This window comes from Treponema sp. OMZ 803, from assembly GCF_024181165.1.
Lineage (GTDB): Bacteria > Spirochaetota > Spirochaetia > Treponematales > Treponemataceae > Treponema.
This window is the reverse complement of the sequence record NZ_CP051195.1, coordinates 563,247-585,694: the sequence shown is the minus strand read 5'-3', so window position 1 is coordinate 585,694 and position 22,448 is coordinate 563,247. Positions and strand designations below refer to the sequence as shown.

Annotated in this window: 20 protein-coding genes; 7 read left to right on the top strand and 13 right to left on the bottom strand. The window is 44.7% G+C overall.

Annotated elements, in window-relative coordinates:
- Positions 1 to 21: 21 nt before the first annotated feature.
- Together nudC and ABH09_RS02690 are read right to left on the bottom strand one after the other, a co-directional pair.
- The gene (gene nudC / locus ABH09_RS02695) at positions 22 to 813 is read right to left on the bottom strand and encodes an NAD(+) diphosphatase (protein WP_253715107.1); all 792 of its coding nucleotides are present in this window, start codon (positions 811 to 813) and stop codon (positions 22 to 24) included.
- Between the two features lie 66 nt (positions 814 to 879).
- Complete coding sequence (locus tag ABH09_RS02690) at positions 880 to 1,404, bottom strand: cysteine hydrolase family protein (RefSeq protein WP_253715106.1); 525 nt, start codon at positions 1,402 to 1,404, stop codon at positions 880 to 882.
- A gap of 320 nt (positions 1,405 to 1,724) precedes the next feature.
- Here ABH09_RS02690 and grdC point away from each other — a divergent pair, with 320 nt between their 5' ends.
- Entirely contained in the window at positions 1,725 to 3,275 is a 1,551-nt protein-coding gene (gene grdC, locus ABH09_RS02685) for a glycine/sarcosine/betaine reductase complex component C subunit beta (RefSeq protein WP_162662519.1), read from the top strand.
- Positions 3,272 to 4,420 (top strand): glycine/sarcosine/betaine reductase complex component C subunit alpha, encoded by a 1,149-nt coding sequence (gene grdD, locus ABH09_RS02680; protein ID WP_253715105.1) that lies wholly within the window; start codon positions 3,272 to 3,274, stop codon positions 4,418 to 4,420. The genes grdC and grdD overlap by 4 nt, the downstream gene beginning before the upstream one ends.
- Positions 4,421 to 4,547: 127 nt before the next feature.
- Here grdD and ABH09_RS12995 read toward each other — a convergent pair whose 3' ends face one another.
- The 11 genes from ABH09_RS12995 to ABH09_RS02630 form a co-directional block, all read right to left on the bottom strand.
- Positions 4,548 to 4,676, bottom strand: coding sequence for a DUF6756 family protein (locus tag ABH09_RS12995; RefSeq protein WP_371922122.1), 129 nt, complete (start codon positions 4,674 to 4,676; stop codon positions 4,548 to 4,550).
- A 287-nt stretch (positions 4,677 to 4,963) separates the two neighbouring features.
- The gene (gene cydC, locus ABH09_RS02675) at positions 4,964 to 6,628 is read right to left on the bottom strand and encodes a thiol reductant ABC exporter subunit CydC (RefSeq protein WP_253715104.1); all 1,665 of its coding nucleotides are present in this window, start codon (positions 6,626 to 6,628) and stop codon (positions 4,964 to 4,966) included.
- A gap of 14 nt (positions 6,629 to 6,642) precedes the next feature.
- A complete protein-coding gene (locus tag ABH09_RS02670) occupies positions 6,643 to 8,367 on the bottom strand; it encodes an ABC transporter ATP-binding protein (RefSeq protein WP_253715103.1) in 1,725 nt (574 codons plus the stop codon).
- A gap of 77 nt (positions 8,368 to 8,444) precedes the next feature.
- Positions 8,445 to 9,224, bottom strand: a complete 780-nt coding sequence (locus tag ABH09_RS02665) for an ABC transporter ATP-binding protein (protein ID WP_253715102.1) — start codon at positions 9,222 to 9,224, stop codon at positions 8,445 to 8,447.
- Positions 9,225 to 9,234: 10 nt separating this feature from the next.
- Positions 9,235 to 10,020, bottom strand: coding sequence for an ATP-binding cassette domain-containing protein (locus tag ABH09_RS02660; RefSeq protein WP_253715101.1), 786 nt, complete (start codon positions 10,018 to 10,020; stop codon positions 9,235 to 9,237).
- Positions 10,017 to 10,847 (bottom strand): ABC transporter permease, encoded by an 831-nt coding sequence (locus tag ABH09_RS02655; protein WP_253715100.1) that lies wholly within the window; start codon positions 10,845 to 10,847, stop codon positions 10,017 to 10,019. The genes ABH09_RS02660 and ABH09_RS02655 overlap by 4 nt, the downstream gene beginning before the upstream one ends.
- On the bottom strand, positions 10,837 to 11,781 hold the full coding sequence (locus tag ABH09_RS02650; RefSeq protein ID WP_253715099.1) for an ABC transporter permease: 945 nt from the start codon (positions 11,779 to 11,781) through the stop codon (positions 10,837 to 10,839). The genes ABH09_RS02655 and ABH09_RS02650 overlap by 11 nt, the downstream gene beginning before the upstream one ends.
- A gap of 151 nt (positions 11,782 to 11,932) precedes the next feature.
- Positions 11,933 to 13,480 carry an ABC transporter substrate-binding protein gene (locus ABH09_RS02645; RefSeq protein WP_253715098.1) on the bottom strand — a complete coding sequence of 516 codons (1,548 nt, stop codon included), beginning with the start codon at positions 13,478 to 13,480 and terminating at the stop codon, positions 11,933 to 11,935.
- A gap of 138 nt (positions 13,481 to 13,618) precedes the next feature.
- Complete coding sequence (locus ABH09_RS02640; RefSeq protein WP_253715097.1) at positions 13,619 to 14,515, bottom strand: helix-turn-helix transcriptional regulator; 897 nt, start codon at positions 14,513 to 14,515, stop codon at positions 13,619 to 13,621.
- A 245-nt stretch (positions 14,516 to 14,760) separates the two neighbouring features.
- On the bottom strand, positions 14,761 to 15,555 hold the full coding sequence (locus ABH09_RS02635; protein ID WP_371922140.1) for a DUF4261 domain-containing protein: 795 nt from the start codon (positions 15,553 to 15,555) through the stop codon (positions 14,761 to 14,763).
- Between the two features lie 151 nt (positions 15,556 to 15,706).
- Positions 15,707 to 15,967: an exodeoxyribonuclease VII large subunit gene (locus tag ABH09_RS02630; RefSeq protein WP_230977963.1), complete on the bottom strand. Its 261-nt coding sequence runs from the start codon at positions 15,965 to 15,967 to the stop codon at positions 15,707 to 15,709.
- 87 nt (positions 15,968 to 16,054) lie between these two features.
- Between ABH09_RS02630 and ABH09_RS02625 the strand changes: the two genes are divergently transcribed.
- From ABH09_RS02625 to ABH09_RS02605, 5 genes are all read left to right on the top strand, one after another.
- Positions 16,055 to 16,873, top strand: a complete 819-nt coding sequence (locus ABH09_RS02625; protein WP_253715095.1) for a PilZ domain-containing protein — start codon at positions 16,055 to 16,057, stop codon at positions 16,871 to 16,873.
- Between the two features lie 51 nt (positions 16,874 to 16,924).
- Complete coding sequence (locus tag ABH09_RS02620) at positions 16,925 to 18,067, top strand: tetratricopeptide repeat protein (protein WP_253715094.1); 1,143 nt, start codon at positions 16,925 to 16,927, stop codon at positions 18,065 to 18,067.
- A gap of 84 nt (positions 18,068 to 18,151) precedes the next feature.
- The gene (locus ABH09_RS02615; RefSeq protein ID WP_253715093.1) at positions 18,152 to 19,261 is read left to right on the top strand and encodes a D-alanine--D-alanine ligase family protein; all 1,110 of its coding nucleotides are present in this window, start codon (positions 18,152 to 18,154) and stop codon (positions 19,259 to 19,261) included.
- A 135-nt stretch (positions 19,262 to 19,396) separates the two neighbouring features.
- Positions 19,397 to 20,890 carry a glycerol kinase GlpK gene (glpK, locus tag ABH09_RS02610; protein WP_253715092.1) on the top strand — a complete coding sequence of 498 codons (1,494 nt, stop codon included), beginning with the start codon at positions 19,397 to 19,399 and terminating at the stop codon, positions 20,888 to 20,890.
- A gap of 3 nt (positions 20,891 to 20,893) precedes the next feature.
- Entirely contained in the window at positions 20,894 to 22,441 is a 1,548-nt protein-coding gene (locus ABH09_RS02605) for an NAD(P)/FAD-dependent oxidoreductase (protein WP_253715091.1), read from the top strand.
- Positions 22,442 to 22,448 lie beyond the last annotated feature (7 nt).

The following is a 22,448-nucleotide window of genomic DNA, read 5'->3' as shown; positions in this document are numbered from 1 at the left end:
CGGATTGTCCTGTCCGTGTACCTAAAACCAGTCGCCGCAGATAAGATCGTAAGCGGCGGATCCGGGGAGCGGTATCGGCGGTAATGCGTCGCGTGTAAACCATGCAGCATCCGATAGCTCTTCCTTTTGTACGGTAATATCCCCCGAAACGTACTCGGCGCGGAAGGCAAGCATCAGCTGATTGGGATACGGCCAGCCTTGGCTTCCGCGATACCGGATATTCTTAACCGTTAAACCAACCTCTTCGCGTATTTCGCGGGCAACCGCCTCTTCCGCCGTTTCTCCCGCTTCGATAAAACCCGCAATACAAGTATAAAGGTCGGAGATGTGCTGTACATGCCGCGCTAAAAGAATTTGTTCACCCTTGCTGATAAGTACAATAATGCACGGCGCAAGAACCGGATACCATATTCTGCGGCATTGTGGGCATTCCAATGCCGTTTCGGTTGTGCTCAAATACAGGCGGCTACCGCAAGAAGAACAATACTTTGTATGATGCAGCCAATCGAGTAAAAGCGCTGCGCGAGCAACAATCGCGGCATGCTCAGCAGGTTCCGTTATAAATAGATTTCGGTACGGAATTTGTTTAAAACCTTTCGGCCCCGCCGCTTCGGGCGACAAAACTGCCGCAAACGTGTGATATGCCTGTTCGCCGTAAGAACCGAGAATATCACTATCATTATATTTTTTAAGAACTTTAGATACTTCGCTACCGTTCGGTAACTGTCCGTTTTCTAAAATAAAAATATTTTTCTTTTGTATCAAAATACCGAATTCAAAATCAGCCCCATCGGGACAATCTATAAGCGCCATACGTTTCAGTATATCCTTTTATCGGTTTAAGTCAAATCGACATATTCCGATTGCTAAAAATGATACTTATTCATTTTCGATAATAATTTGGCACATCTTCATAACCTGCAGCGCCGCCTTGTGATTTTCGGGCGTTGTTCCCGCGCAACAGACAGCATCAACATAAATGGGGATTTCGGGAAAAAAAGCTTTTAACAACAACGCATTCGACACAACACAAATATCCGTACACAATCCTATCAGCGTAATAGAACGGATTGGGGTTCTTTCATGCAAACTTTTTAAAGATTCCGCCAGCAAAAGCGAACCGAAGGTAGGTTTTTCATAGACTTGATCGGTTATGAGCTTTTTAATCGGAGCAACAATTTCCCATCCCTCCGTATTTTTTATGCAATGCTGAACAGGTAAAAACGTTCCTTCTTGAGATTGCAGATATGAACTTGGGTGCGTATCCTGCGTAAATACAATATTACCACTAAAGGTCTCAATCTTTTTTACGACATTTTGAACAATCGCTTGCGCTTCCTTTGTCCCCAAACTCCCGCTGACAAAATCATTCTGCATATCGATAACAGCCAACACATCATTCATAGAAAATCCTCCGTCTATCTCAAATTTATTGATGGAACAACTGGATGTATCTCTCCATATATAACTTTATATCATTTATTTCAAATACGGACGAGGGCATGTATCAATAAGAAACCGAACACTGTCTTCTATAAAAAATTCTATAAAAAATGAATGCTTGACAAGAGCATTTTCAAAGTGTAGGCTATGAAATTAAGTCAATGCTACCATATTATAGGAAAAACCGTGTATCGATATGAGACGGTATTTTTCTAACTGAGCACCTTCTAAAAATTAAAATTTTTTGAGGTGCTTCAATATCTTATCAATAAGGATGTATTATGAAAAACGCAGTGATTAAAGGGGCAAGTTACACATTGGCATACAGCCCCGATCTGTTAAAACGGAACGGTTCAACTCAGACCGCAGCGATTGCGAAAGATCCTGCCGATCCCTATATTGCCGCAATCCCGTCTCATTTAAGAACCTTTGAGCAAGCTGTACAATATCCGCCTAATCAGGTGTATATCGGAAACAAGAAGCCGGAAGATTTGCCCGGTATCCCCGAGCCGTGGTTTAAGTGCACCGAAAAAGCCGACCGCTTTGGGCCGTTCGGTGAAATTGCAACGCAAAAAGAACTCTATATTTTGATGAAGTACGCCGACGTTTTTGAACTGGTATACTTAACCGAAGAATTTACTGCCGAAGCGGCAACGATTATTCAAAATCATCCGTTAATGAAGGATAAGGCGATTACGTTGGGAGAAGCCCATTCCAAGGCCGATATCGAAAAGTTGGTGCAATCGCACACGGCGGAAGGTTTATACGACAATGACGTGCTGGTCGGCTGTGTCAAACAAGCGCATGACACCGACCCGAACTTGAGCGCTCATACGATGCTCGAAAACCTTGTTACCAAGGGAACCGGCATCTTAACCGCATGGCACCTCGCGGAGCTTGAAGGCATCAATGCGGCGGACATCGATTATATTATCGAGTGTTCCGAGGAAGCTGCAGGCGATGTGAATCAGCGCGGCGGCGGAAATATTGCAAAGTCCGTCGGTGAAAAGGCGGGCTGCGTTCATGCGACCGGCTGTGATATCCGCGGTTTCTGTGCAGCGCCGGTACACGCATTGGCAAATGCCGCTGCGCTCGTGCGGTCGGGTATCTTTAAGACCGTGATGGTTGTCGCCGGCGGTTCCGTACCTAAGCTCGGTATGAACGGTAAAGATCATGTTAAAAAAGAGATGCCGCTCCTTGAGGATATGGTAGGCGGTTTCGCCGTTTTAATTACGGAAGACGACGGTGTAAACCCCATTATCAATACCGATGTCATCGGCAAACATACGATTTCTTCCGGTTCTTCTCCGCAGGCGGTTATGACAGCGCTTATCTACGATCCGCTGAACGCCGCAGGGATGAAGATTACCGATGTCGAAAAATTTGCTGCGGAGTTGCAGAATCATGAAATTACCGCTCCTGCAGGCGCCGGTAATGTGCCGGAAGCGAACACAAAGATGATCGCGGCGCTTGCGGTTATGAAAGGCCAGCTTGAACGAGCCAAAATCGCGGAATTTGTAAAGCAATACGGTGTGGAAGGGTTTGCGCCTACGCAGGGACATATTCCCTCCGGCGTTCCTTTTATCGGCCATGCACGGCGGGATATGCTTGCAGGTAAATTGCGCCGCGCAATGATTATCGGAAAAGGCAGCTTGTTCCTCGGCCGTTTGACCAACCTCTTTGACGGTTTAAGCCTTTTAATTGAGGCGAACAACGGTAAGGGAAGTTCCGGTGCTGCGGGCGGCGCCGGTGAAGCGGAAATTAAGAAGATTGTAGCCGATGCTATGCGCGATGTTGCTGCCCGTATCTTAGCGGAGGACGGAGCAAAATGAGCAGTACAAAACAACAAGTAGCCGATGCCTTCAGCCTGATGGCGAAGGGACTGGAAACCGGCGCCTTTGCGGAAGCCTTTCCGGTCGGCTTAACTGTCCCCGGCAGCGAGCACGGAGAAGCGGAGCTTATCCGCGCAGCAAAACTTGCAGCCCATGCCAATCCCGGATTGGATATTGTGCTAATCGGCGGCCCGAAAACCGAGGGGTTTCGCTGGTATGAAGCGCCGACGCTGGAAGACGCTCATCATAAAATGGAAGAATTGTTTAAAACGGGCGAAATAAAAGCCGCTGTAACAATGCACTATACTTTCCCGCTCGGCGTTACGACAATCGGAAAGGTAGTAACGCCCGGCTTCGGCAAAGAAATGTTTATTGCGTCCACTACCGGCGCCTCCGATGCCGACCGGTATAAGGCAATGCTGTTAAACACCTTTGCCGGAATTGCCGTTGCAAAAGCAAACGGCGTTGAAAACCCGACGGTCGGGCTTCTAAACATCGACGGCGTTGCAACGATTGAAAAAGCATTGTTAAAGCTGCAAAAAGCGGGCTATCCGATACGCTTTACCGAATCGCACCGCGCCGACGGCGGGGTACGCATGCGCGGAAACGATTTGCTGCAAGGGACGCCCGATGTGATGGTCTGCGATACCTTAACCGGCAATGTGCTGATGAAGCTTTTCAGCTCCTTCTTAACGGGCGGCAGCTACGAAGCCTCCGGTTCCGGTTACGGTCCCTGCGCCGGTAAGGATATGACCGATGTTGTCGCGATTGTTTCCCGCGCATCGGGCGCCCCGGTTATCGCCGCAGCCTTGGCGTATTCCGCGCGCAGCGCGCAGGCAAACTTGCAAGCGCTGTGCCGTGCCGAGGTGCAAGCCGCCGAAAAATCGGGGCTGCAAGCCATACTCGACTCGTTCGGCGCCGCAAAAGAGGCAAGCGCGGAGACAGTCGCGGTGCCGCCTAAGAAGGTCGTTACGGAAGAAATCCACGGCATCGACGTTATCGACATAGAAAATGCCTGCAAGACGCTCTGGAAAGAGAACATCTATGCAGAAGCGGGCATGGGCTGTACCGGCCCCGTCATCCTGCTTGCCGGTGAAGACGCTGAAAAAGCGCGTAAGATTTTAACCGCAGCGAACTATATATAAAAAGAATTACTGTAGGAGACCTCTAAAAACGGCAGGCTTCACAGCGTGTTCTGTCAGGAAATTCATTTCCTTGTCTGCTGCGGCCTGCAAAGCAAGTTTTTAGAGGTCTTATATTCTTTCTGTTATTTTAAAAGCAAGAAATATTTAATGTCTTTCCAACAAATGAAACAACATCTTCGTGACATTCACTTATAAGCCAATCAAATTTTTTTGAAACAATATAAAAATCATTTAATCCGTATATTTCGCTAATCAACAACCCCGGCGCAAGCGTCGGAGTATGTTGTTCTCATAAGGTGGTTGCAGTCGGCTTTAATACCCTTTGTTACGACGCAAAGCGTCGGGGTATTAAACCCTCCGCACGAATAAAAAATGGATATTTGCAATGAAAACAGTAAGAAAAGCAAAAGCTACGGAAAGGCGGTTACCCCGGCGCATTTTAAGAGGTAATGTTTTTGCAGCAGCAGGAGTGCAGAGTAGGCACCTTTCAGAACGTCTTTATTCGCGGATTTAATACCTACCATTTCTCGGTCTTTTAACTTTTTATACCATCCGTCCGTTATCGATTCGGATAACTCTATCCGCTTCTTTTATAGTAGACGGACGGTGCGCAATTGTGAGGATAGTTTTGCCTCTGCGGATATTGTTCAACGCTTGCCGAAACAAGGCCTCGCTTTCGCTGTCTAAATTGGAAGACGCCTCGTCCATTAGCAAAATGGGAGATTTTTTCAAAACGGCGCGAGCAATGGCGATACGCTGTTTTTCCCCGCCTGAAAGCTGTACGCCGCGCTCGCCCGCATTTGTATCGTATCCGTATTCCAGTTTTTCGATAAAGCCGTCCGCCATTGCAATCTGCGCTGCGGCTTTTATCTCTTCATCGGAAGCGCAGGGACAGGCGAGCGCAATATTTTCTTTAATGCTTTTATTAAAAAGATATACATCCTGCGGCACATATGCAATCATATCCCGCACGGATTTTTGATTCAATGCTTTGATATTTTTTCCGCCGATATACACCGCGCCGCTGTCGGGATCGTAAAAACGCATCAGTAGAGCCGCTATCGTCGATTTCCCCGCTCCCGACTCTCCGGTAATGGCAACGCTCTCTCCCGCCTGCACGAAAAAAGAAATACCGTGCAGTACCTCCCGGTCTTTTTCATAAGAAAAACGCACATCCTTAAACTTGACACTGCCTGCAAGGTGCAGTTCGGATTGAGGAATATACGGTACGGTATCGGTAACAGACGGTGCTTCTTCAAGAATATTCAAAATCCGCTTTGCCGCTCCGTTGGAAATATTCATCGCTCCCGCCGTTACCGAAACACCCATCACCGGTATAAAGGCAAACAGCGAAAAAACAATCACGACGGAAACCGTTTCCGGCCGCAATGTTCCGGCAATAACTTCTGTATGAGCGAATAAAAGCGACGCAATCAATACAGCGGAGGTAATCAGATTGACGGTTAACCCCTGCACCCCCTTAAATCGCCCGTCCTTCCTTTCTTTTTTGTTCAACCTGAGCGTATCCCGTACGACCTTTTCGATATATTTTTTCTCTTTTCCAAAAATCAAAATTTCACGCAACCCTTGAACGGTATCCACCGCTTCCGCATGTACGGCTGCCGCACCCTCCCGTATTTCCTCTCCCGTTTTTTTGGTAACACGATTGAAAAAATACGGTACTGCCGCAACAAGGATACAAGCAGCGCATACGGCGGCGGCAATACGCAACGAGAGAAACGCAAGAGTCGTCAGATACAGTACGGTGCATACGGCAGCAACGATATACGCACCTGCGGTATGAGCGTAAAAGATTTCGGTTGCTTCCACATCCTCAACGATAGCAGCGGTTATGTTCCCCGACCTTGTTTTTGCCATCGATTGAGGCGCCGATGCCGAAACCGCATCGTATAAAAGCCCCCGTATTTTTTCTATAATTTTGTAAGCAACCAGATGACATTCGTACATTTCCAAAAAAGAAAAAAGCCCTTTTCCGCATATAAACGCTAAAAGAGGGATAAACAAATACAGCACGGTTTGAACACGCGCACGGGACAGTGCCGCCGAGGTAATATACGCTCCGGTTAATACCGTCAGTAGCGAAAAAACACTATTCAATATTCCATACAGCACTGAAATCATGAATTCTTTTTTATACTCTTTGATATATACGATCAATTTTAAAAGCGGTTTATATTTTTCGAACATTTCTTCGCTCCTTTCTACTGCTGTGCTTGTACCAGTTTTTTATAATAACCGTCTTTTCCAAACAGCTGATGATGAGTTCCTTCTTCGACAATTCGGCCATGCCGCAAAACCAAAATGCGGTCGCAATCTTCTATTGTATTTAAACGGTGGGCAATGGTAATACTCGTACGGTTTTTTAATAACACCGAAAGACTATGTTTGATCTCATTTTCGTTTTCGGTATCGACACCGGAGGTCGCTTCATCCAGTACGATAATCGGCGCATCTTTCAACACGGCACGTGCAATAGCAATACGCTGCCGCTGTCCTCCTGAAAAATTAAGCCCCCGTTCCCCGACACGCGTGTTATATTTTTCAGGCAGGCTTTGAATAAACGAATCGATATGCGCAATTTTGCATGCTTCGATTACCATATCGTCATCAGCCGTTTCGTTTGCATGCAGCAGATTTTCTTTTATCGTACCGTTGAACAAATATGTTTCCTGCGAAACAACGGAAATTAAACTGCGGAGCGATTTCAGCGTCAGATCCCGTATATCGATTCCGTTAATGGCGATGCGTCCCGCCTGCGGATCATAAAAGCGGAGCAACAAATTGATAAGAGTTGTTTTTCCGCTTCCCGATTCTCCAGCGATTGCAAGCCGCTCGTTTTTTTTGACCGTAAAATTCATGTCTTCAAAAACGGGAGCTTCATTTTCGTTATATGAAAATAAGACATCCGTATACGCAATTTCAAAACCGCCCGGCATTTTTACATCGAGTGTTTTTGTCCCCGTATCGTGTATTTTTTCTTCTTCGTCGAGCAGTGCAAAAATACTGCCTGAAGAAGTAATGCCCATAAAGCCTTGATGAAAATACGCACTTAAATCGGCCGCAGGTCTGAACACTTCATTCGTCATAAAAAGCAGAACCAAAAGCGAAGAAAGCGGAATACTCCCTTTTACCGCCAGAAGAGCGGCAACCGCAAGGGTGAAACTGACGCCTGCGCCCGAAGCAAATCCGGCAATACCCACTTCCGTTAAATTGACTTTGAGATTATTCATCGTTTCGGAAAAAAGCGTTTTCATTTTTCCTTTTAATACGCTGCCGATTCGTTCTTGCGCATTGTTTGCCTTTGCCGTTACAATCCCCTGTACACCGTCTAATATTTCTGCCGTCAGCTCCTGATACGCCGCCCAATGCGCATTGGAAGATTCCGACAATACTTTCCCGAATACGATCGGGGATATGAGCACGATAATCAATGCTACCAACGCAATAAGCCCAAGCACATAATGCACTGAAAAAATATAGACAAGCATTGCAGAGCAAGCGATAAGGCATACCAGCACCTGCGGCAGATACAGCGTCAAATAACCTTCCAAATAATCGACACCGCTTACCATTGTCGAGCCCAATGTACCGGTACGCTCGTCATCCAAAAATGCGGGTCCCAGTTTTAGCAGCTTTGCATAAATGCGCCGTCTGAGTATATTTTTTACTGTGCCGATAATTTTTTTTCCATACACGGAATTTATATAGATTAATACAAGCCGCGTACCGATAATTGCTGCCAGATATGTTATATACGGTAGCAGTGCGGAAAATGCAGCCCGTTTATACAACAGCCCGACGATCGTGCCCAGCGTCGCTGCCTGTACAATATAGGTCGCAGAAATGGCAACCCCTATCAAGGCTTTGCATACAATACCGGAACGCGCACCTTTCGTCAGTTCCATCACCCGTTTGTGAATCATCATAACTATTTTCTCCAAATTACAATAGGGAACCTCTAAAAATCTAACGGAGTTTTTAGAGATGCCCAATAGAACTCTTTTTAGTTCAAATGTAAGTTTCTGCTTTTCAATAAAGCTGCCGTATACTCGTGTGCCGGATGAGCAAATACTTCTTTGCATACGCCCGATTCGACAATGCTGCCTGCCCGCATAACAATCAAATAATCGCAGAAATATTCGATTACATTGAGATCATGCGAAATCAAAATTAACGTCAGTTTATACTTTTCTTTTAGCTTTGAGAGTAGCGACAAGATTTGCGCCTGAACGGCAACATCAAGCATCGAAGTAGGTTCGTCAAGAATCAGAATCTCCGGTTTTATAATGACCGCTCTGATAATGCAAATACGCTGTAGCTGACCGCCTGAAAAACAATACGGAAGTCTATCCAATTCGTCGTATGCAATTCCGGCATCTTTACATAACGACTCCAATTCCTTCAAAAACGCCTGCTTTGAAGCAAAGCGCTTCTTATGGAGCGTATACATTTCTTCCAAACTGCGCCGTACCGTAAAATCCGGATCCAGCGCCGATTCGGGATTTTGCTGCACTGCTTGTATGGTGCGGAAAAATTCTTTTTTGCAGCCGTATGCACAAACCGGCCTACCGTGTATCAAAACGATTCCGCTATCGGGTTTTATCAAATTAAGAATACAGCGTGAAAGTGTCGTTTTGCCGCAGCCGCTTTCTCCGGTGATGCCGGTGACGGAAAAAGGTGCAATACTGCAATCGATATTTTTTAAAATAGAAGCGGATGCCCCGACTATTGTATTGCTGCGGAATGATTTTGAAAGAGCGCTGCATTGGAGAATATATTCCATACTATCGCCTTCACATAAGATTTTGCGGCATCGCTGCCATCAAAGAACGAAAATAAGAAGAGCGACGGTCTTTGAATACCGATTGCGTTTCTCCTTCTTCTACAATTGCCCCGTTATACATAAGCGCGCAGCGGTGAGAAAGTTTGTGCGCAAGTTCCAAATCATGCGTTATAAAAATAATTGCAATATGCTCCGTATCGTAAATCGACTTAATCAGCGCAGCGTATTCGTTCCGCAACATCATATCCATTCCGCGGGTCGGTTCGTCAAGAATCACTACGGAAGGTTTACACGAAAGACCGAGCGCAGTTAAAACGCGGTGCTGCATCCCGCCGCTTAATTGAAACGGATATAGATTTAATACATCCCGATTAAGCGACACACTTTTCAGTAATGCACAGGAACGGGAATATACTTCATCCGCCGTTTTACAAATTTTATGAACCGTAATCGGTACGGCAAGTTGACTTTTAACCTTTAACAGCGGGTTTAAAGAGTCCGCAGAAATTTGCGGCACCAATGCTATTTCTTTTCCGCGAATGGTGTTATATTCCTTTTCCGTTAAACCGGAAATCGCTTTACCTTTATAAAAAATAGTACCTTCGATTATTGCATTTGAAGGCAACATCCCCAGAATGCTTGCTGCAAGAACAGACTTACCGCTGCCTGTTTCTCCCATAATCGCAAATATTTCATTTTTAACAGTTAAAGAAATATTTTTTATAATCCGTTTTTTTTCTTCTCCGACTACAAAATCAACTGTCAGCGCACGTATGCTTAAAACGGCATCCGTCATATCTTTCTCCTGATATCCCGTGCGTACTGCATAAAATTTTGAACGGCTTCGGATAAATCGGCAAAGATGAGGATAACAGAGAATTGAAATAATCCCGGACAAACCATCAGCCACGGCGCATAATTGATAAACCGAATGGCTTCTTTTAACATCAAGCCTATTTCAGGATGAGGCGGCTGCACACCGAAACCCAAAAATGAATATGCGGAAATGCCGATAATGATGTGTCCCAAGATGAGCGGAACCGTCGGTAAGAGTAGCATAAACGCAGGCTTTAAAAGATGCCTCGTTACGATAAACAAATCGGAAGCGCCGATAATTTTTAATCCCGTAACAAAATCGCTGTGCTTCAGTATCATTATTTCGCTTCTGACTACCTTTATATTAAATATCATACCGAAAACAATCGATAAGACGATTAAAATAAAAACGGAATTTCCGAAAACAGCGGAGAAAAAGATAACGGCGGCAATCATTGGAAACGATAGAATGATATTGCAAAGATAATACAGTATTTCGTCGAACAGTCCGCCGTAATATCCTGCAAAAAGGCCGATTATCCCACCTAATAAAAAACTGAAAACCTGAGCAGTGAGCGCAATAAAAAAAGTGTATTTGAACCCTTGCAGCGTCCTTAAAAAAACATCCCGACCGAAATCATCCGTACCGAATAGATGCCGTATCGACGGCGGCAAAAATCTGTGTTCCAATGAGGCATGTATTTCCGGAGCAGCTGCAATATCGGATAATACCACTGCCGTAAGAACGGCAAAGCTCAATATCGAATAGACGATAATACGAACTTTGCAATTCTTTTTAGTTTTCATAAATACCTCGTCTGTCGATTATAAGATATACCATCTCTGCAAAGAAGTTTAAAAGATTGATAAAAAGTCCCAACAAAAAAAGTGTTCCTGCGATAACGGGGTAATCTTTTACATTGAGCGCTTCGGCAAGCATCAGCCCCAAACCGGGAATAGAAAAGATATTTTCGATTAAAATTGCCCCGCCGATAAATCCGCTAAAATCGATGCAGGCTACTGCAATTGCAGGGGCTGCGATATTTTTAAGCACGTGCCTTATAAAAATGATCTTTTGCGGAATGCCGAGCGCTCCCGCTAAGATGATAAACGACTTACTTAACACCGCTTGAGTTTTACTTTGAATAACGCAGGTTAAATTGGAAAACGACATAATGCCCAGTAAAAAAGCAGGAACTATTAAACTTTTTATTCCGTGATAACCTATTGTAGGAATAACAGGAATATAATTCGCAATAAACCAAACCAAAATAACGGCAATCCAAAATGACGGTATCGACATACAAATGATACGCCACCGCTGCAAAAAGAAACGGCACAGTATATTTTCTTTTACCGATGCGAGCACTCCGATCGGAATACCCAATGCCGAATAAATCAGCAGGCTTAACAATGCGAGTTTAAAAGTAACCGAAAAACGTTTTATAAAAATGCCGGAAACCGGTTTGTTTGTCAAATACGATGTACCGAGATCTCCTTTTAATAAACTGCATAACCAATGCGCATATAGCCTGCCGAACGGTTTATTGAGTCCGAGCTTTTTGCCGTATACGTCTACTGTTTTGTCGCTTATAAAGCCCCGTGCATTTTTTGCATTCAGCAACAACTTTTCTGCGCTGCCGGGCGCAAAATAAATTACGGAAAAACTTAAAAAAGACAGCAACAGTACCGTCGGTATAATCATAATTAATTTTCTGATAAATACATGTAACGGACTCATAAACCGTTTTTTCCTTTTATGAGCATCTTTCAAAAACTACAAGTTTATCGCTTATCCTGTAAGAAAGTAATCATCATATTCGCTAACACGGATCTGCGAATCAGTGCTTTTAGAGATGCTCTTGCATTTTCCAATCGGCAGCGCTGCACCACTACCGTTTTTCGGTACGGAGTTTGACGCCGCTTAAATCGATGCGGTATACGTTCCCGTTAAACCGGAAGCCTTCAAAGCGCGGATTAAAAATTGCCATGCGGGAACTGGTACATAACGGTAGGGTTACGCACTGCTCGTATTGTTCTTTCCATAATGCTCCCGCGTAGGTTTTAATTTGTTCTTCGGTTGCCGATTCGACCAAAGCATGCGCCGCTTCCACAGACTTTGCATTAATGGCATAGCTTAATCCGTAGTCGGTATAATTATCACCAAATCCGAAATAGGTTACGGTACCGATGATCGGTTCATACCACGGATGAGAAACAGCCAAGTCATAATTGCCGGTTTTAAAATGCTCCCTCATTGCTTCACCGGTAACCTGAATAATTTCGCAATCTATTCTGAGTTTATGCAATTCCGATTTTATAAAAACGGCCAAATCGCGTTGGTAATCTTCTTTTGAAGAAATTAAAAATTTTAACGAAACTTTTTTTCCGTCTTTTTCGAGTACACCGTCGTTATCGCTGTCCCGATAACCCGCTTCGGCAAGCAGCGTCTTTGAAAACTCCGGATTATAGGTATATGGTTTTTCGTTTTGAGGTCCATCGGTAAATGCAGGGTTAAATTGATGTCCCGATGCCTGAGGTATGCCGAAAAAAACGGTATCAACGAGCGCCTGTCGGTTTATTCCGTATTCCAGCGCTTCGCGCAACGCTTTATCGCTGCAAAAACCTTCTTTCCAATTAAAGCTGATAGTCATAAGTGAAGTAAAAGCGTCTTTCGGTTCTTCAAAAAAGCTCATCTTTTTTGCCTTTATTAAATCATCGATTAACGGATACTGTATCGAAAGATAATGCTCACTTATGCCAAGCACGTCGATTTGCCCTGACGAAAGAGCCGAATTCCGTGCATTGTCGTCGGTGATTACAAGCCACTCTACTTGCGGAATTGAAGGCGCTGCCGCTTTATTCCAGTAGTTCTCATTCTTTATCAAAGAAGCCGACTGACCTTCGTCGTATTCTTTCAAAATATATGCGCCGGTTCCGATAAAATCGGTAATGTTTAACGCCTCATCAACTCCGTTTTCTTTTATCGCCGTTACTAACGCAAGATCCTGCGGCAGAAAATAATACGGAGCAGTCAAGCTGATTTTTAAATGCGTCGTATCCGTTATGCTGACCTCTTTCAACAGGGATGAAAATACGCAGTACGTTATCGGCGCAACGTTTTCGATATCCCATTTTACGGTTTGCGCGGTAAGCGGAGTTCCATCGGAAAAAAGAATATCATCCCGTATGGTAAGATGGTATTCCGTTGCCGTATCGTTCCGCGTCCATTCGGTAATGATATTGGGAAGCGGTTTGTAATCGAGTGTCATTTGCAAAAGCGTATCAAATACCAACGTCGAGCCTTCAAGCGACCGTTTAAAATCCTTTATGGCGCCTATTTTCAGCACGGTCTGTTCCGTATCCGTGGGTGTTTCGCTTTTTACCGTACATGAGATTAGCAGCACAATTGAAAGAATCCCCAATAGCAAGCGTTTCATAGAAGTTATACCGTCCTTAAAATATATAAATAGAAGTTAGTTTCAACTTACTATACGCAAAATGATTTTTCTTTCCACTCCATTTTGGGCGAAAATACTCCATTTTGATATTTTTTTTGAAAAATACTTTTGAAGATTCTATGAATTTTTATCGTTTTTAGCAGGGTTCGTAAGGGTGTTTCTGTACTGCAGCGGTGTTTGCCCGTATATGGACTTAAAGGCATCGGAGAATTTACTCGCATTTGCATAACCCAAATCAGCCGCTATCTCCGCTATTTTTTTGTTTGTAGAAGAAATATAAAACGCTCCCGTTTTTAGTTTATATTTTTTTAGATAGGAATACGGACTGTCGCCGTATATTTGTCTGAACAATTTTTGAAAAATCGTGTAACTTATTCCTTCCGTTTTTACAAGCTGTTGAAATGAAATATTTTTATCAAGGTTATCGGCAATAAAGGCATGAATTTTTTTTACCTTATTGATATTATAGCCTGAAAAAAATTCTGCTGTCCGGTATGCCGATAGACCAAGCCTGTTCAAATAATGAAGAATTTCAAGTATTTTAATTTGAAAATAAATATGATCGTGCATATCCGTGTTTACATATAACGCGTCTAAAATTTTTGTAATTTCCGATTCCGGTTTCAGTTTATACCATCCGTTTTTTAAATCCAATTTTGCACAAATCTTACTAATATCGATATCAAAGATTTCCGTTACGGCGGTAAATTTTTCATCCAGTTCATCGAGAAAAAATAAAATGCTTACTCCTTTGTAAATCCTCAGTGGAAAATATGTTTTTAACAGTGCAAGTTTTTCGTAATTAATTGCCGCTTCTTTTTCGCCTAAATATGAAAAAGATTTATTTTCAAATTCACCTTCCAAAATACCTTGTTTGCAATAATCGATTCTAAATACATTACGCGGTTTTCCGCGAAGAAAATATACTTCATCGCTTTCGGTATCATAAAATTCAAGATTAACGCCCTTATACAATTGTATCACAGCTGTTTTATATTCGGCAGTTTTATTCATTTATTTTCCTCATGCTTCAAACCACATCTTTTCATTAAACCACATCTTTTCATTCCGAAATGCTTACGTTATTCATGCGGAGGTTTTCATACCCGCCGTTCCTTAACCGCCTCTGGACGGCATCGACTGTCGATTACATAGATTGCCCGTGAGGCCGGCTATTACGACGATATTACTTTAAAGTAGGAGGAGAACACACAAAGACTTCTCTATGTTGATTACCGGACAGAAAGAAATACAGTAATCTATAATTCTATTTTTAATGATGTGCCCTCCAAATAAATTGCTTCCGATTCTGTGATTTTAATTTTCTGTTCTTCGGTAAATCCTATGGTTTCTCCGTGGTGCAGCGTTACATCTTGCTGTAAAACATACTCAAGGACAGATAATAGAAAATCATATACTTCACTGCCTTTCATATCTGCATCGATTATTTCTATCTCGGATTTACCGAACTCTTTCATCCCATACGTATAAACACTGCTTTTCTCATCGCCATTGATAATCCCGATATACACCCACAGCTGAATCGGTAACATATCCTCCAATAAAAAATGAGCAAAATCAAGATAAAGCTTTTTTGGGAGTAACAGTGTCGATGAGCCTTGATATACCCCTATTGCCGTTTCACACGTTCTCAAAATAGAAGCATTCACTTTAGTTAATAGAGAGTACCTTTCCACTGCCGAGGTATTGCCGGCTAAAAGCGAGACTATTGCATGCTGTGTATGTTCTTTTACCTCTTTCTCAGCATCTTTCCAAAGGTAAGAATAGCTGTACATGGATTCAAATTCCTCAGCGGGTATCGGCGCAGGCATCAACGCAATGACTACACGTTCTTCGCCGATTTCGAATAAAGCGGTAGTATCATCGCCCTCTATCTGATCAACCGTAAGTCTCCAATATGATTTTAAATCCTCGATAACTTTCTCCAATGAATACCCGCTATCGCCTTTAAACATCGGCATAGATAAAATAAGCGGTGCTTTAACTTCCTTTTTTTTATCTTTCTTGTTGAATGCATTATTTAAGATTCCCATGATATCTCCTTTTTTACTATTATAATTTTTTCTCAATACAATTCTACATATATATTGAACAACCGAACAAAGTGTCAATCTATAATGTTGTTCAATTCGCATTTTCGTTGCACGGTTGTCAATGTCTTTCAGCTGCGCCATTTCAGCGGCATCAACGGGTATTACCGATGGAGACTTCGATTTCGCCGTCGGCAAGCCTAATACGAAGATCGCGCGCCGCTGCCGCATCCTGCGCGCGGCGAGGTACGAGCTCTGCCTGCCGGTTGTAAACGATAGAATACCCTCTGTTGAGTATTTCCTGTGGGTTTGCCCCTTCAATGCTTCGAGTCAGCCAGGCGAACCGGTGCTTCGTATCGGTCTGCAGTGCCTGCATTGTGTACAGCAGATTTTCTTTTGCATCGTCAAGGCGCATTAAAAGCGGCTGCCCGATGGGTTCCTAACCGAACAGCTGCTCATTCTCACCTTGACCTTTTAACAAAATAAATTTATTATTATAAATATGGGTTTCCTGACGAGCCAACAGGTCAATAAATATTACGATTTTTTCCAAAAGGCAGAAATAACTTTTACGAAAGAAGTTATCCAAGCGATGAATCTTAATGCACAGCAGTCGTCGATACGCTGCGTCGGATCCGAAGGAGGGCCATGGCCATGCGTCATCAACTCTTCTTCGATGATAGGAGCAAAGGTTATCGTACCACAGCACTGCGGAATATATGAAAAAATATGCGAAGGTTCTACGGCTGTCTCTCTGTGGTTCTCTTTTTCGCAAACAAACGGAAAAAGCGATCTTTCGTTTTTTGTTTCCGGGAAAGTTGTAAGTTGTACTCCGTATACCGTGACACCCGATTTACTCTTACTTAGTATTGAATACACGCAGCGCGCTCCTGATGACCTAATTGAAAAATTAGGGCTCCTCGTCGATGCAAAAGCGAATACAACCAAACGCGGCAATGAACGTATCGAATTAAATGCGGAGGCAATGCGAAAGCTCTCGCTGACCAAAAAAGAGACGATTGTCTACATCGAAAACATTCCACGGCGTTGTATCGTGCGAGATATTTCATTTTCCGGCGCAAAGTTTATTATGGCGGGGATTGCCCCATTCCTACTCAATAAAGATTGTGTGCTAAAATTTGATTTTGACGATCCTACTGTCATTGTTGGGTTACGCGGTAAAATCATCAGAGCGGAATTAGTCGAAAAACGAAAAGACCTTATTGCAGTAGCGATGGCGTATAATGCCTCGACCGTACCGCTTGCATATAAAATACGATTGAACCAATATTTTAATCAACAGCGCAAAATCTACCCTTAATCCGACTATAAACATACGCATAATCTTCGTAAGTAATAGGATACATACAATATGGAAAACTCCGATAAGCAGCTCATCTACATCAAAATGCCTGAGGAATATGCTTTAACGGCAAAAATTCCGGGCTTTGATTCATCGATACCGCTTCCGCTTCTTTTAACGGATGAAGGGAAAGATTTTAGACCGGAAACTATTTCAGAAGAGATGATTTTAGCCGGTATGTTGAATGTATTCGCTTATGAACGGGATAATCAACATATTGCATACTATCGAGATATTTTTAAAGAACTACGGCCGAATATTCTCGAAGAGATGACTAATGCCGCAATTCTAAAGATAAAAAATGCCGATTTTGACTTAGCGGAACAGCTACTATTCGCACTTGAAGGGCTGTTTCCGGAAAATATGCAAACAAAACTGAACGTTGCGTTGTTGATGGATGAACGTGCTCGTTTTTATGAACAAGCCGGTGCAGAAGACTATGCCGACTATTATACCGATAAAGCCTTTCAAGCGTATAAAGAGGTGTTGGCTGCCGAACCGCCGTTGCCTGATGCCTTTTTTAATGCCGGTTTTTTCTTTATCCGTCAAAAGAATTTTCCTAAGGCAAAAAGCGTATTCGAGACATATCTGCATATTGAAACGGCACAAGATGAATTAACGGCACACCGTAGGCAAAAGGCTTCCGAGCTCATTGACTGGATAGAAACACAAGCGCTCGATGACGAGCTATTTAAAGGTGCTTTTGATTTTATCCAAATGGGTGAAGAAGAAAAGGCGCTTGAAAAAATACGGGAGTTTTTAGAGCATCACCCTAAAGTATGGAATGCGTGGTTTTTACTCGGTTGGGCATTGCGTCGTCAGGAGCGGTGGAAGGATGCTTCAGAAGCGTTTCTCCATTGCCTGGAGCTTGGCAAAAAGACTCCTAAGGAACTGGCGGTCGCCTATTGTGATATTTGCAATGAACTAGCCATCTGTTTAATGGAGCTCGGTCAATTTGATGAAAGTCGCCGTTGGCTGATGAGCGCACTTGAACAGGAACCGGAGAATATCAAGATTATTTCAAATTTAGGAACTATTTCGTTAAAAGAAGGAAGGACTGAAGAAGCAAAAGCATTTTTTAGAACGGTTCTTGATATTTATCCCGAAGATGCACTCGCCGTTGAAATTTTAAAAAAATTGGAAAATACATAAAAGGGGCCTCTAAAAACTTCCGTTTTTAGAGGTGAGCTTTGCTCACCGGTTTTCCCTTAGATTTAATTTGATGCGGAGTATACTATGAATATAGCGATTATCTATGGTGGAAGGTCAGGCGAACATGAGGTTTCGCTTGTTTCCGCTTCTTTTGTTGTTCGTGCTATCGGCAGTGAACATATCGTACATTTAATCGGCATTACCAAAAACGGCGAATGGTATTTACAACCTGAGTCTCTCTTAGAACATATCCGTAAGGATACATCTGCGGTTTTAACAATAGAGTGCAATAAAGCTGCACGAGTTGCCGTCATCCCGGGCGGGGGCGTTACAGCCGGTTTATCCGTGAACGGACAGCCGATTACAGCGGATGTTGTATTTCCGGTATTGCACGGCAGCTTTGGAGAGGACGGCACTATTCAAGGCTTATTTGAAATGGCTGATCTCCCGTATGTCGGCGGCGGTGTGCTTGCAAGCAGTGCGGCAATGGATAAAGAAAAGACAAAGATAATCTGGCAGCACGAACAGTTGCCGATTGTTCCTTTCCTTTGTGTAAGAAAATTCCAATGGGATAATCCGAAAGAGTGCGAAAGATTTATTGTTCAGGCGGAAAAGGAATTGGAATACCCGTTGTTTATAAAACCGTGCCGGGTCGGTAGTTCCGTCGGCGCCGGTAAAGCGACTAATCGTGCCGAGTTGCTGCAAAAGATACAAGAAGCCTTTCTTTGGGACAGTAAGGTATTGATCGAAGCCTGTATTGCCGCACGCGAAATCGAGTGTTCCGTAACCGGTAACGATGAGTGTGTAGTTTACACTCCGGGAGAAATTATCCCCTCCCATGAATTTTACGATTATGATGCAAAGTATATCGATCCCGACGGTGCACAGCTGAAAATTCCTGCCGATATCGACGATGAACAGCGCCGAGAAATCCGCAATATTGCCGGCAAGGCTTACCAAGCGCTTGATTTAAGCGGCTTAGCGCGCGTTGACTTCTTTATAGATAAAAAAACAAAGAAAATCTATTTGAACGAAGTAAACACCATTCCGGGCTTTACTGCTATTTCCATGTTCCCCAAGATGTGTGAAGCGTCGGGGATGCCGTACCGAGAACTCATCATGCATTTATTTGAACTCGCAATAGATCGATTCAATTCTTCACGACAAATCAGAACCGACTGGAAACTTCGCTGACGGGATATCTTCTAAAAATCTAACCGAGTTTTTAGAAGATGTCTTGGCGTATAATTAAAGCTCATTCAAAATCTACACAAATAAATATCGGTAAAAGAAGAGAAAATGGAATCCGTTTCCATGTAAAGGACTGATATGAAAAAGTATATTTTATCATTCGATCAGGGAACAACCAGTTCCCGTGCTATTTTATTTGATAAAGCCGGTATGATTATCGCTACTGCACAGCAGGAATTCACCCAGATTTTCCCTAAGTCCGGATGGGTGGAACACGATGCTATGGAAATTTGGGGGACACAGAGCGGTGTTGCCCGGCAAGTATTGGAAGAAACCGGAACGCGCCCCGATGAGGTTGCAGCAATCGGAATTACCAATCAACGCGAAACCACCGTCGTGTGGGATAAGAATACCGGAAAGCCCGTGTACAATGCGATTGTGTGGCAATGCCGCCGTACCGCTTCCATCTGCGATGAACTCAAAGCAAAGGGATGGACGGATACGATACGGAAAAAGACCGGGCTTATCATAGACGCCTATTTTTCCGGCACGAAAATAAAATGGATACTTGATCATGTAGCGGGAGCACGCGAGCGGGCGGAACGGGGAGAACTGCTGTTCGGGAATATCGACACGTGGCTTATCTGGAATTTAACCCGCGGCAAGGTACACGTTACCGACTACAGCAATGCATCCCGCACCATGCTGTTCAATATCAACACCCTGCAATGGGATGATGAAATTCTGACGGAACTGAATATTCCGCGCTCGATGCTGCCGGAGGTAAAACCGTCGAGCTGCGTGTACGGCAACACCGATGAACGCACCTTTGGCGGCGCCGACATTCCCATTGCAGGAGCTGCGGGAGATCAGCAGGCGGCGCTGTTCGGACAAGCATGCTTCGAAGCGGGCATGGCGAAAAACACTTACGGTACCGGCTGCTTTATGCTGATGAACACCGGCACTGCGCCGATTATCTCGCAGAACGGGCTGTTAACGACCATTGCATGGGGCATCGGGGACACGGTAACTTATGCGCTTGAGGGAAGCATCTTCGTAGCGGGAGCAGCCGTGCAATGGTTGCGGGATCAGCTCAGACTGGTGTACGACGCCGCCGAAACGGAGTATTACGCAGAACGGGTAGAAGATACCAACGGCGTATACGTTGTGCCCGCCTTTACCGGTCTCGGCGCTCCGTATTGGGATATGTATGCGCGGGGTGCGATTGTGGGTTTAAGCCGCGGTACCAAACGCGAACACATTGTCCGCGCCACCCTTGAGTCGATTGCCTACGGGACACGGGATGTCCTTTCCGCAATGGAAAAAGATTCCGGCATCACGCTCAAGGCGCTGAAAGTAGATGGAGGCGCGGCGGTCAATAATTTTTTGATGCAGTTCCAAGCCGATATTTTGAATGTACCGGTACACCGTCCGCAGGTGCTGGAAACAACCGCACTCGGCGCCGCATACTTGGCGGGACTGGCAGTCGGCTTTTGGAAAGATATGGAAGAAATTAAACGCAACTGGGCAGTAGACCGCGCATTCACCGTTCAAATGGATGAAGCGGCGCGGACACAGCGCTATGCCGGTTGGCAAAAGGCGATAACGCGCGCTATGGATTGGGAAGACTAACTCATGTATGATGTACTTATAATTGGGGGCGGGGTTGTCGGGTGTGCTATTGCGCGGGAACTGTCGCAGTACCGGCTAAGCATTGCTCTGCTCGAAAAACATTCGGAAGTTTGCGAAGGTTCTTCCAAAGCGAACAGCGCTATCGTGCACGGCGGGTTTGATGCTAAACCGGGTACATTAAAAGCCCGCCTCAATGTGCGTGGAAACGAGTTGATCCGCCGCCTTGCGCCGCAGCTTCAGTTTCATTTTAAACAGATAGGTTCGTTAGTTGTTGCTTTCTCCGATGAAGATATGGAGGAAGTTAAAAAGCTCTATGAACGGGGCATCGCAAACGGCGTACCGGAGCTTGAAATATGGGATAGAGAAAAGACCTTAGCGGAAGAGCCGAACCTTTCGCACGAAACAAAGGGGGCGCTGTTTTGCGGGACTGCCGGTATCGTGTGTCCCTTTGGAATGACGTATGCCTTTATCGAAAATGCGGTAGAAAACGGCGTTGAGCTGATATGCGATGCCGAGGTAACCGGCATACAAAAAATAGATGAGGATATTCAACATGCGCCAACACAGGATACCGCCGTTCACGCTGTAACTGCACAAACGTCGGCGCAAGAACATACCTTTTCCGTAACGACATCGCAGGGAGTTTTTACTGCGCGGTATGTTGTCAACGCCGCAGGACTCTACGCGGATAACATTGCCGCGATGATCGGCGATTACGATTACGCTATCAATCCCCGCAAAGGTGAGTACCGTGTGTTGGATAAGGTATGCGGCGATCTGGTGCATCACGTTATCTTCCAAGCGCCGACCAAAATGGGCAAGGGTGTTCTGGTAACCCCCACCTATGATAACAACCTTTTGGCAGGGCCGACGGCGCAGGACGTTGACGACCGCGAGGATACTTCGACGACGCTTGCCGGTCTGAACAAGATTGACAGTTCCGCAAAAAAATCGGTACCGGCACTCGACTTCCGAAAAACCATCCGCACCTTTACCGGCGTGCGCGCCCGTCCGAGTACCGGCGACTTTATGATCTATGCTTCAAAGCATGCAAAGGGATTTATTCACGCCGGAGGCATCGAATCTCCCGGATTGAGCTCGGCGCCGGCAATTGCCGAATACGTTGCGGAGCTTTTGCAGTATGCAGGAGCGGAACTGATAAAAAAGCCGCACGTTGTTAGTGCACGGAAAGGTATCAGTCAGTTTTCCGCCCTTTCCAACGAAGAGCGGGCTGCCCTGATTGCGGACAATCCGCTCTACGGACGAATCATCTGCCGCTGCGAAACGGTAACGGAGGCGGAAATCGTTGAAGCGATCCGCCGTCCTGCCGGAGCGCGTACCGTTGACGGTGTTAAGCGGCGGGTACGTCCCGGAACCGGACGCTGTCAAGGAGGCTTTTGTACGCCGCGCGTTTTGGAAATCCTCAGCAGGGAATTACAGCTGCCGATGGAAAACATCGCCAAATCGGACAAGGGTACGGAGATCGTGTTGGGAAGGTTAAAGAACATCGCAGAGAGTGAAGTCCGCAGCGGTAATTCCTCAAAATCTTAAACGGAAA

Excerpts from the sequence above, each read along its gene's own strand:
- nudC (WP_253715107.1), bottom strand. The coding sequence starts at position 813 with ATGGCGCTTATAGATTGTCCCGATGGGGCTGATTTTGAATTCGGTATT.
- ABH09_RS02690 (WP_253715106.1), bottom strand. The coding sequence starts at position 1,404 with ATGAATGATGTGTTGGCTGTTATCGATATGCAGAATGATTTTGTCAGC.
- grdC (WP_162662519.1), top strand. The coding sequence starts at position 1,725 with ATGAAAAACGCAGTGATTAAAGGGGCAAGTTACACATTGGCATACAGC.
- grdD (WP_253715105.1), top strand. The coding sequence starts at position 3,272 with ATGAGCAGTACAAAACAACAAGTAGCCGATGCCTTCAGCCTGATGGCG.
- cydC (WP_253715104.1), bottom strand. The coding sequence starts at position 6,628 with ATGTTCGAAAAATATAAACCGCTTTTAAAATTGATCGTATATATCAAA.
- ABH09_RS02670 (WP_253715103.1), bottom strand. The coding sequence starts at position 8,367 with ATGATGATTCACAAACGGGTGATGGAACTGACGAAAGGTGCGCGTTCC.
- ABH09_RS02665 (WP_253715102.1), bottom strand. The coding sequence starts at position 9,224 with ATGGAATATATTCTCCAATGCAGCGCTCTTTCAAAATCATTCCGCAGC.
- ABH09_RS02660 (WP_253715101.1), bottom strand. The coding sequence starts at position 10,020 with ATGACGGATGCCGTTTTAAGCATACGTGCGCTGACAGTTGATTTTGTA.
- ABH09_RS02655 (WP_253715100.1), bottom strand. The coding sequence starts at position 10,847 with ATGAAAACTAAAAAGAATTGCAAAGTTCGTATTATCGTCTATTCGATA.
- ABH09_RS02650 (WP_253715099.1), bottom strand. The coding sequence starts at position 11,781 with ATGAGTCCGTTACATGTATTTATCAGAAAATTAATTATGATTATACCG.
- ABH09_RS02645 (WP_253715098.1), bottom strand. The coding sequence starts at position 13,480 with ATGAAACGCTTGCTATTGGGGATTCTTTCAATTGTGCTGCTAATCTCA.
- ABH09_RS02640 (WP_253715097.1), bottom strand. The coding sequence starts at position 14,515 with ATGAATAAAACTGCCGAATATAAAACAGCTGTGATACAATTGTATAAG.
- ABH09_RS02635 (WP_371922140.1), bottom strand. The coding sequence starts at position 15,555 with ATGGGAATCTTAAATAATGCATTCAACAAGAAAGATAAAAAAAAGGAA.
- ABH09_RS02630 (WP_230977963.1), bottom strand. The coding sequence starts at position 15,967 with ATGCGCCTTGACGATGCAAAAGAAAATCTGCTGTACACAATGCAGGCA.
- ABH09_RS02625 (WP_253715095.1), top strand. The coding sequence starts at position 16,055 with ATGGGTTTCCTGACGAGCCAACAGGTCAATAAATATTACGATTTTTTC.
- ABH09_RS02620 (WP_253715094.1), top strand. The coding sequence starts at position 16,925 with ATGGAAAACTCCGATAAGCAGCTCATCTACATCAAAATGCCTGAGGAA.
- ABH09_RS02615 (WP_253715093.1), top strand. The coding sequence starts at position 18,152 with ATGAATATAGCGATTATCTATGGTGGAAGGTCAGGCGAACATGAGGTT.
- glpK (WP_253715092.1), top strand. The coding sequence starts at position 19,397 with ATGAAAAAGTATATTTTATCATTCGATCAGGGAACAACCAGTTCCCGT.
- ABH09_RS02605 (WP_253715091.1), top strand. The coding sequence starts at position 20,894 with ATGTATGATGTACTTATAATTGGGGGCGGGGTTGTCGGGTGTGCTATT.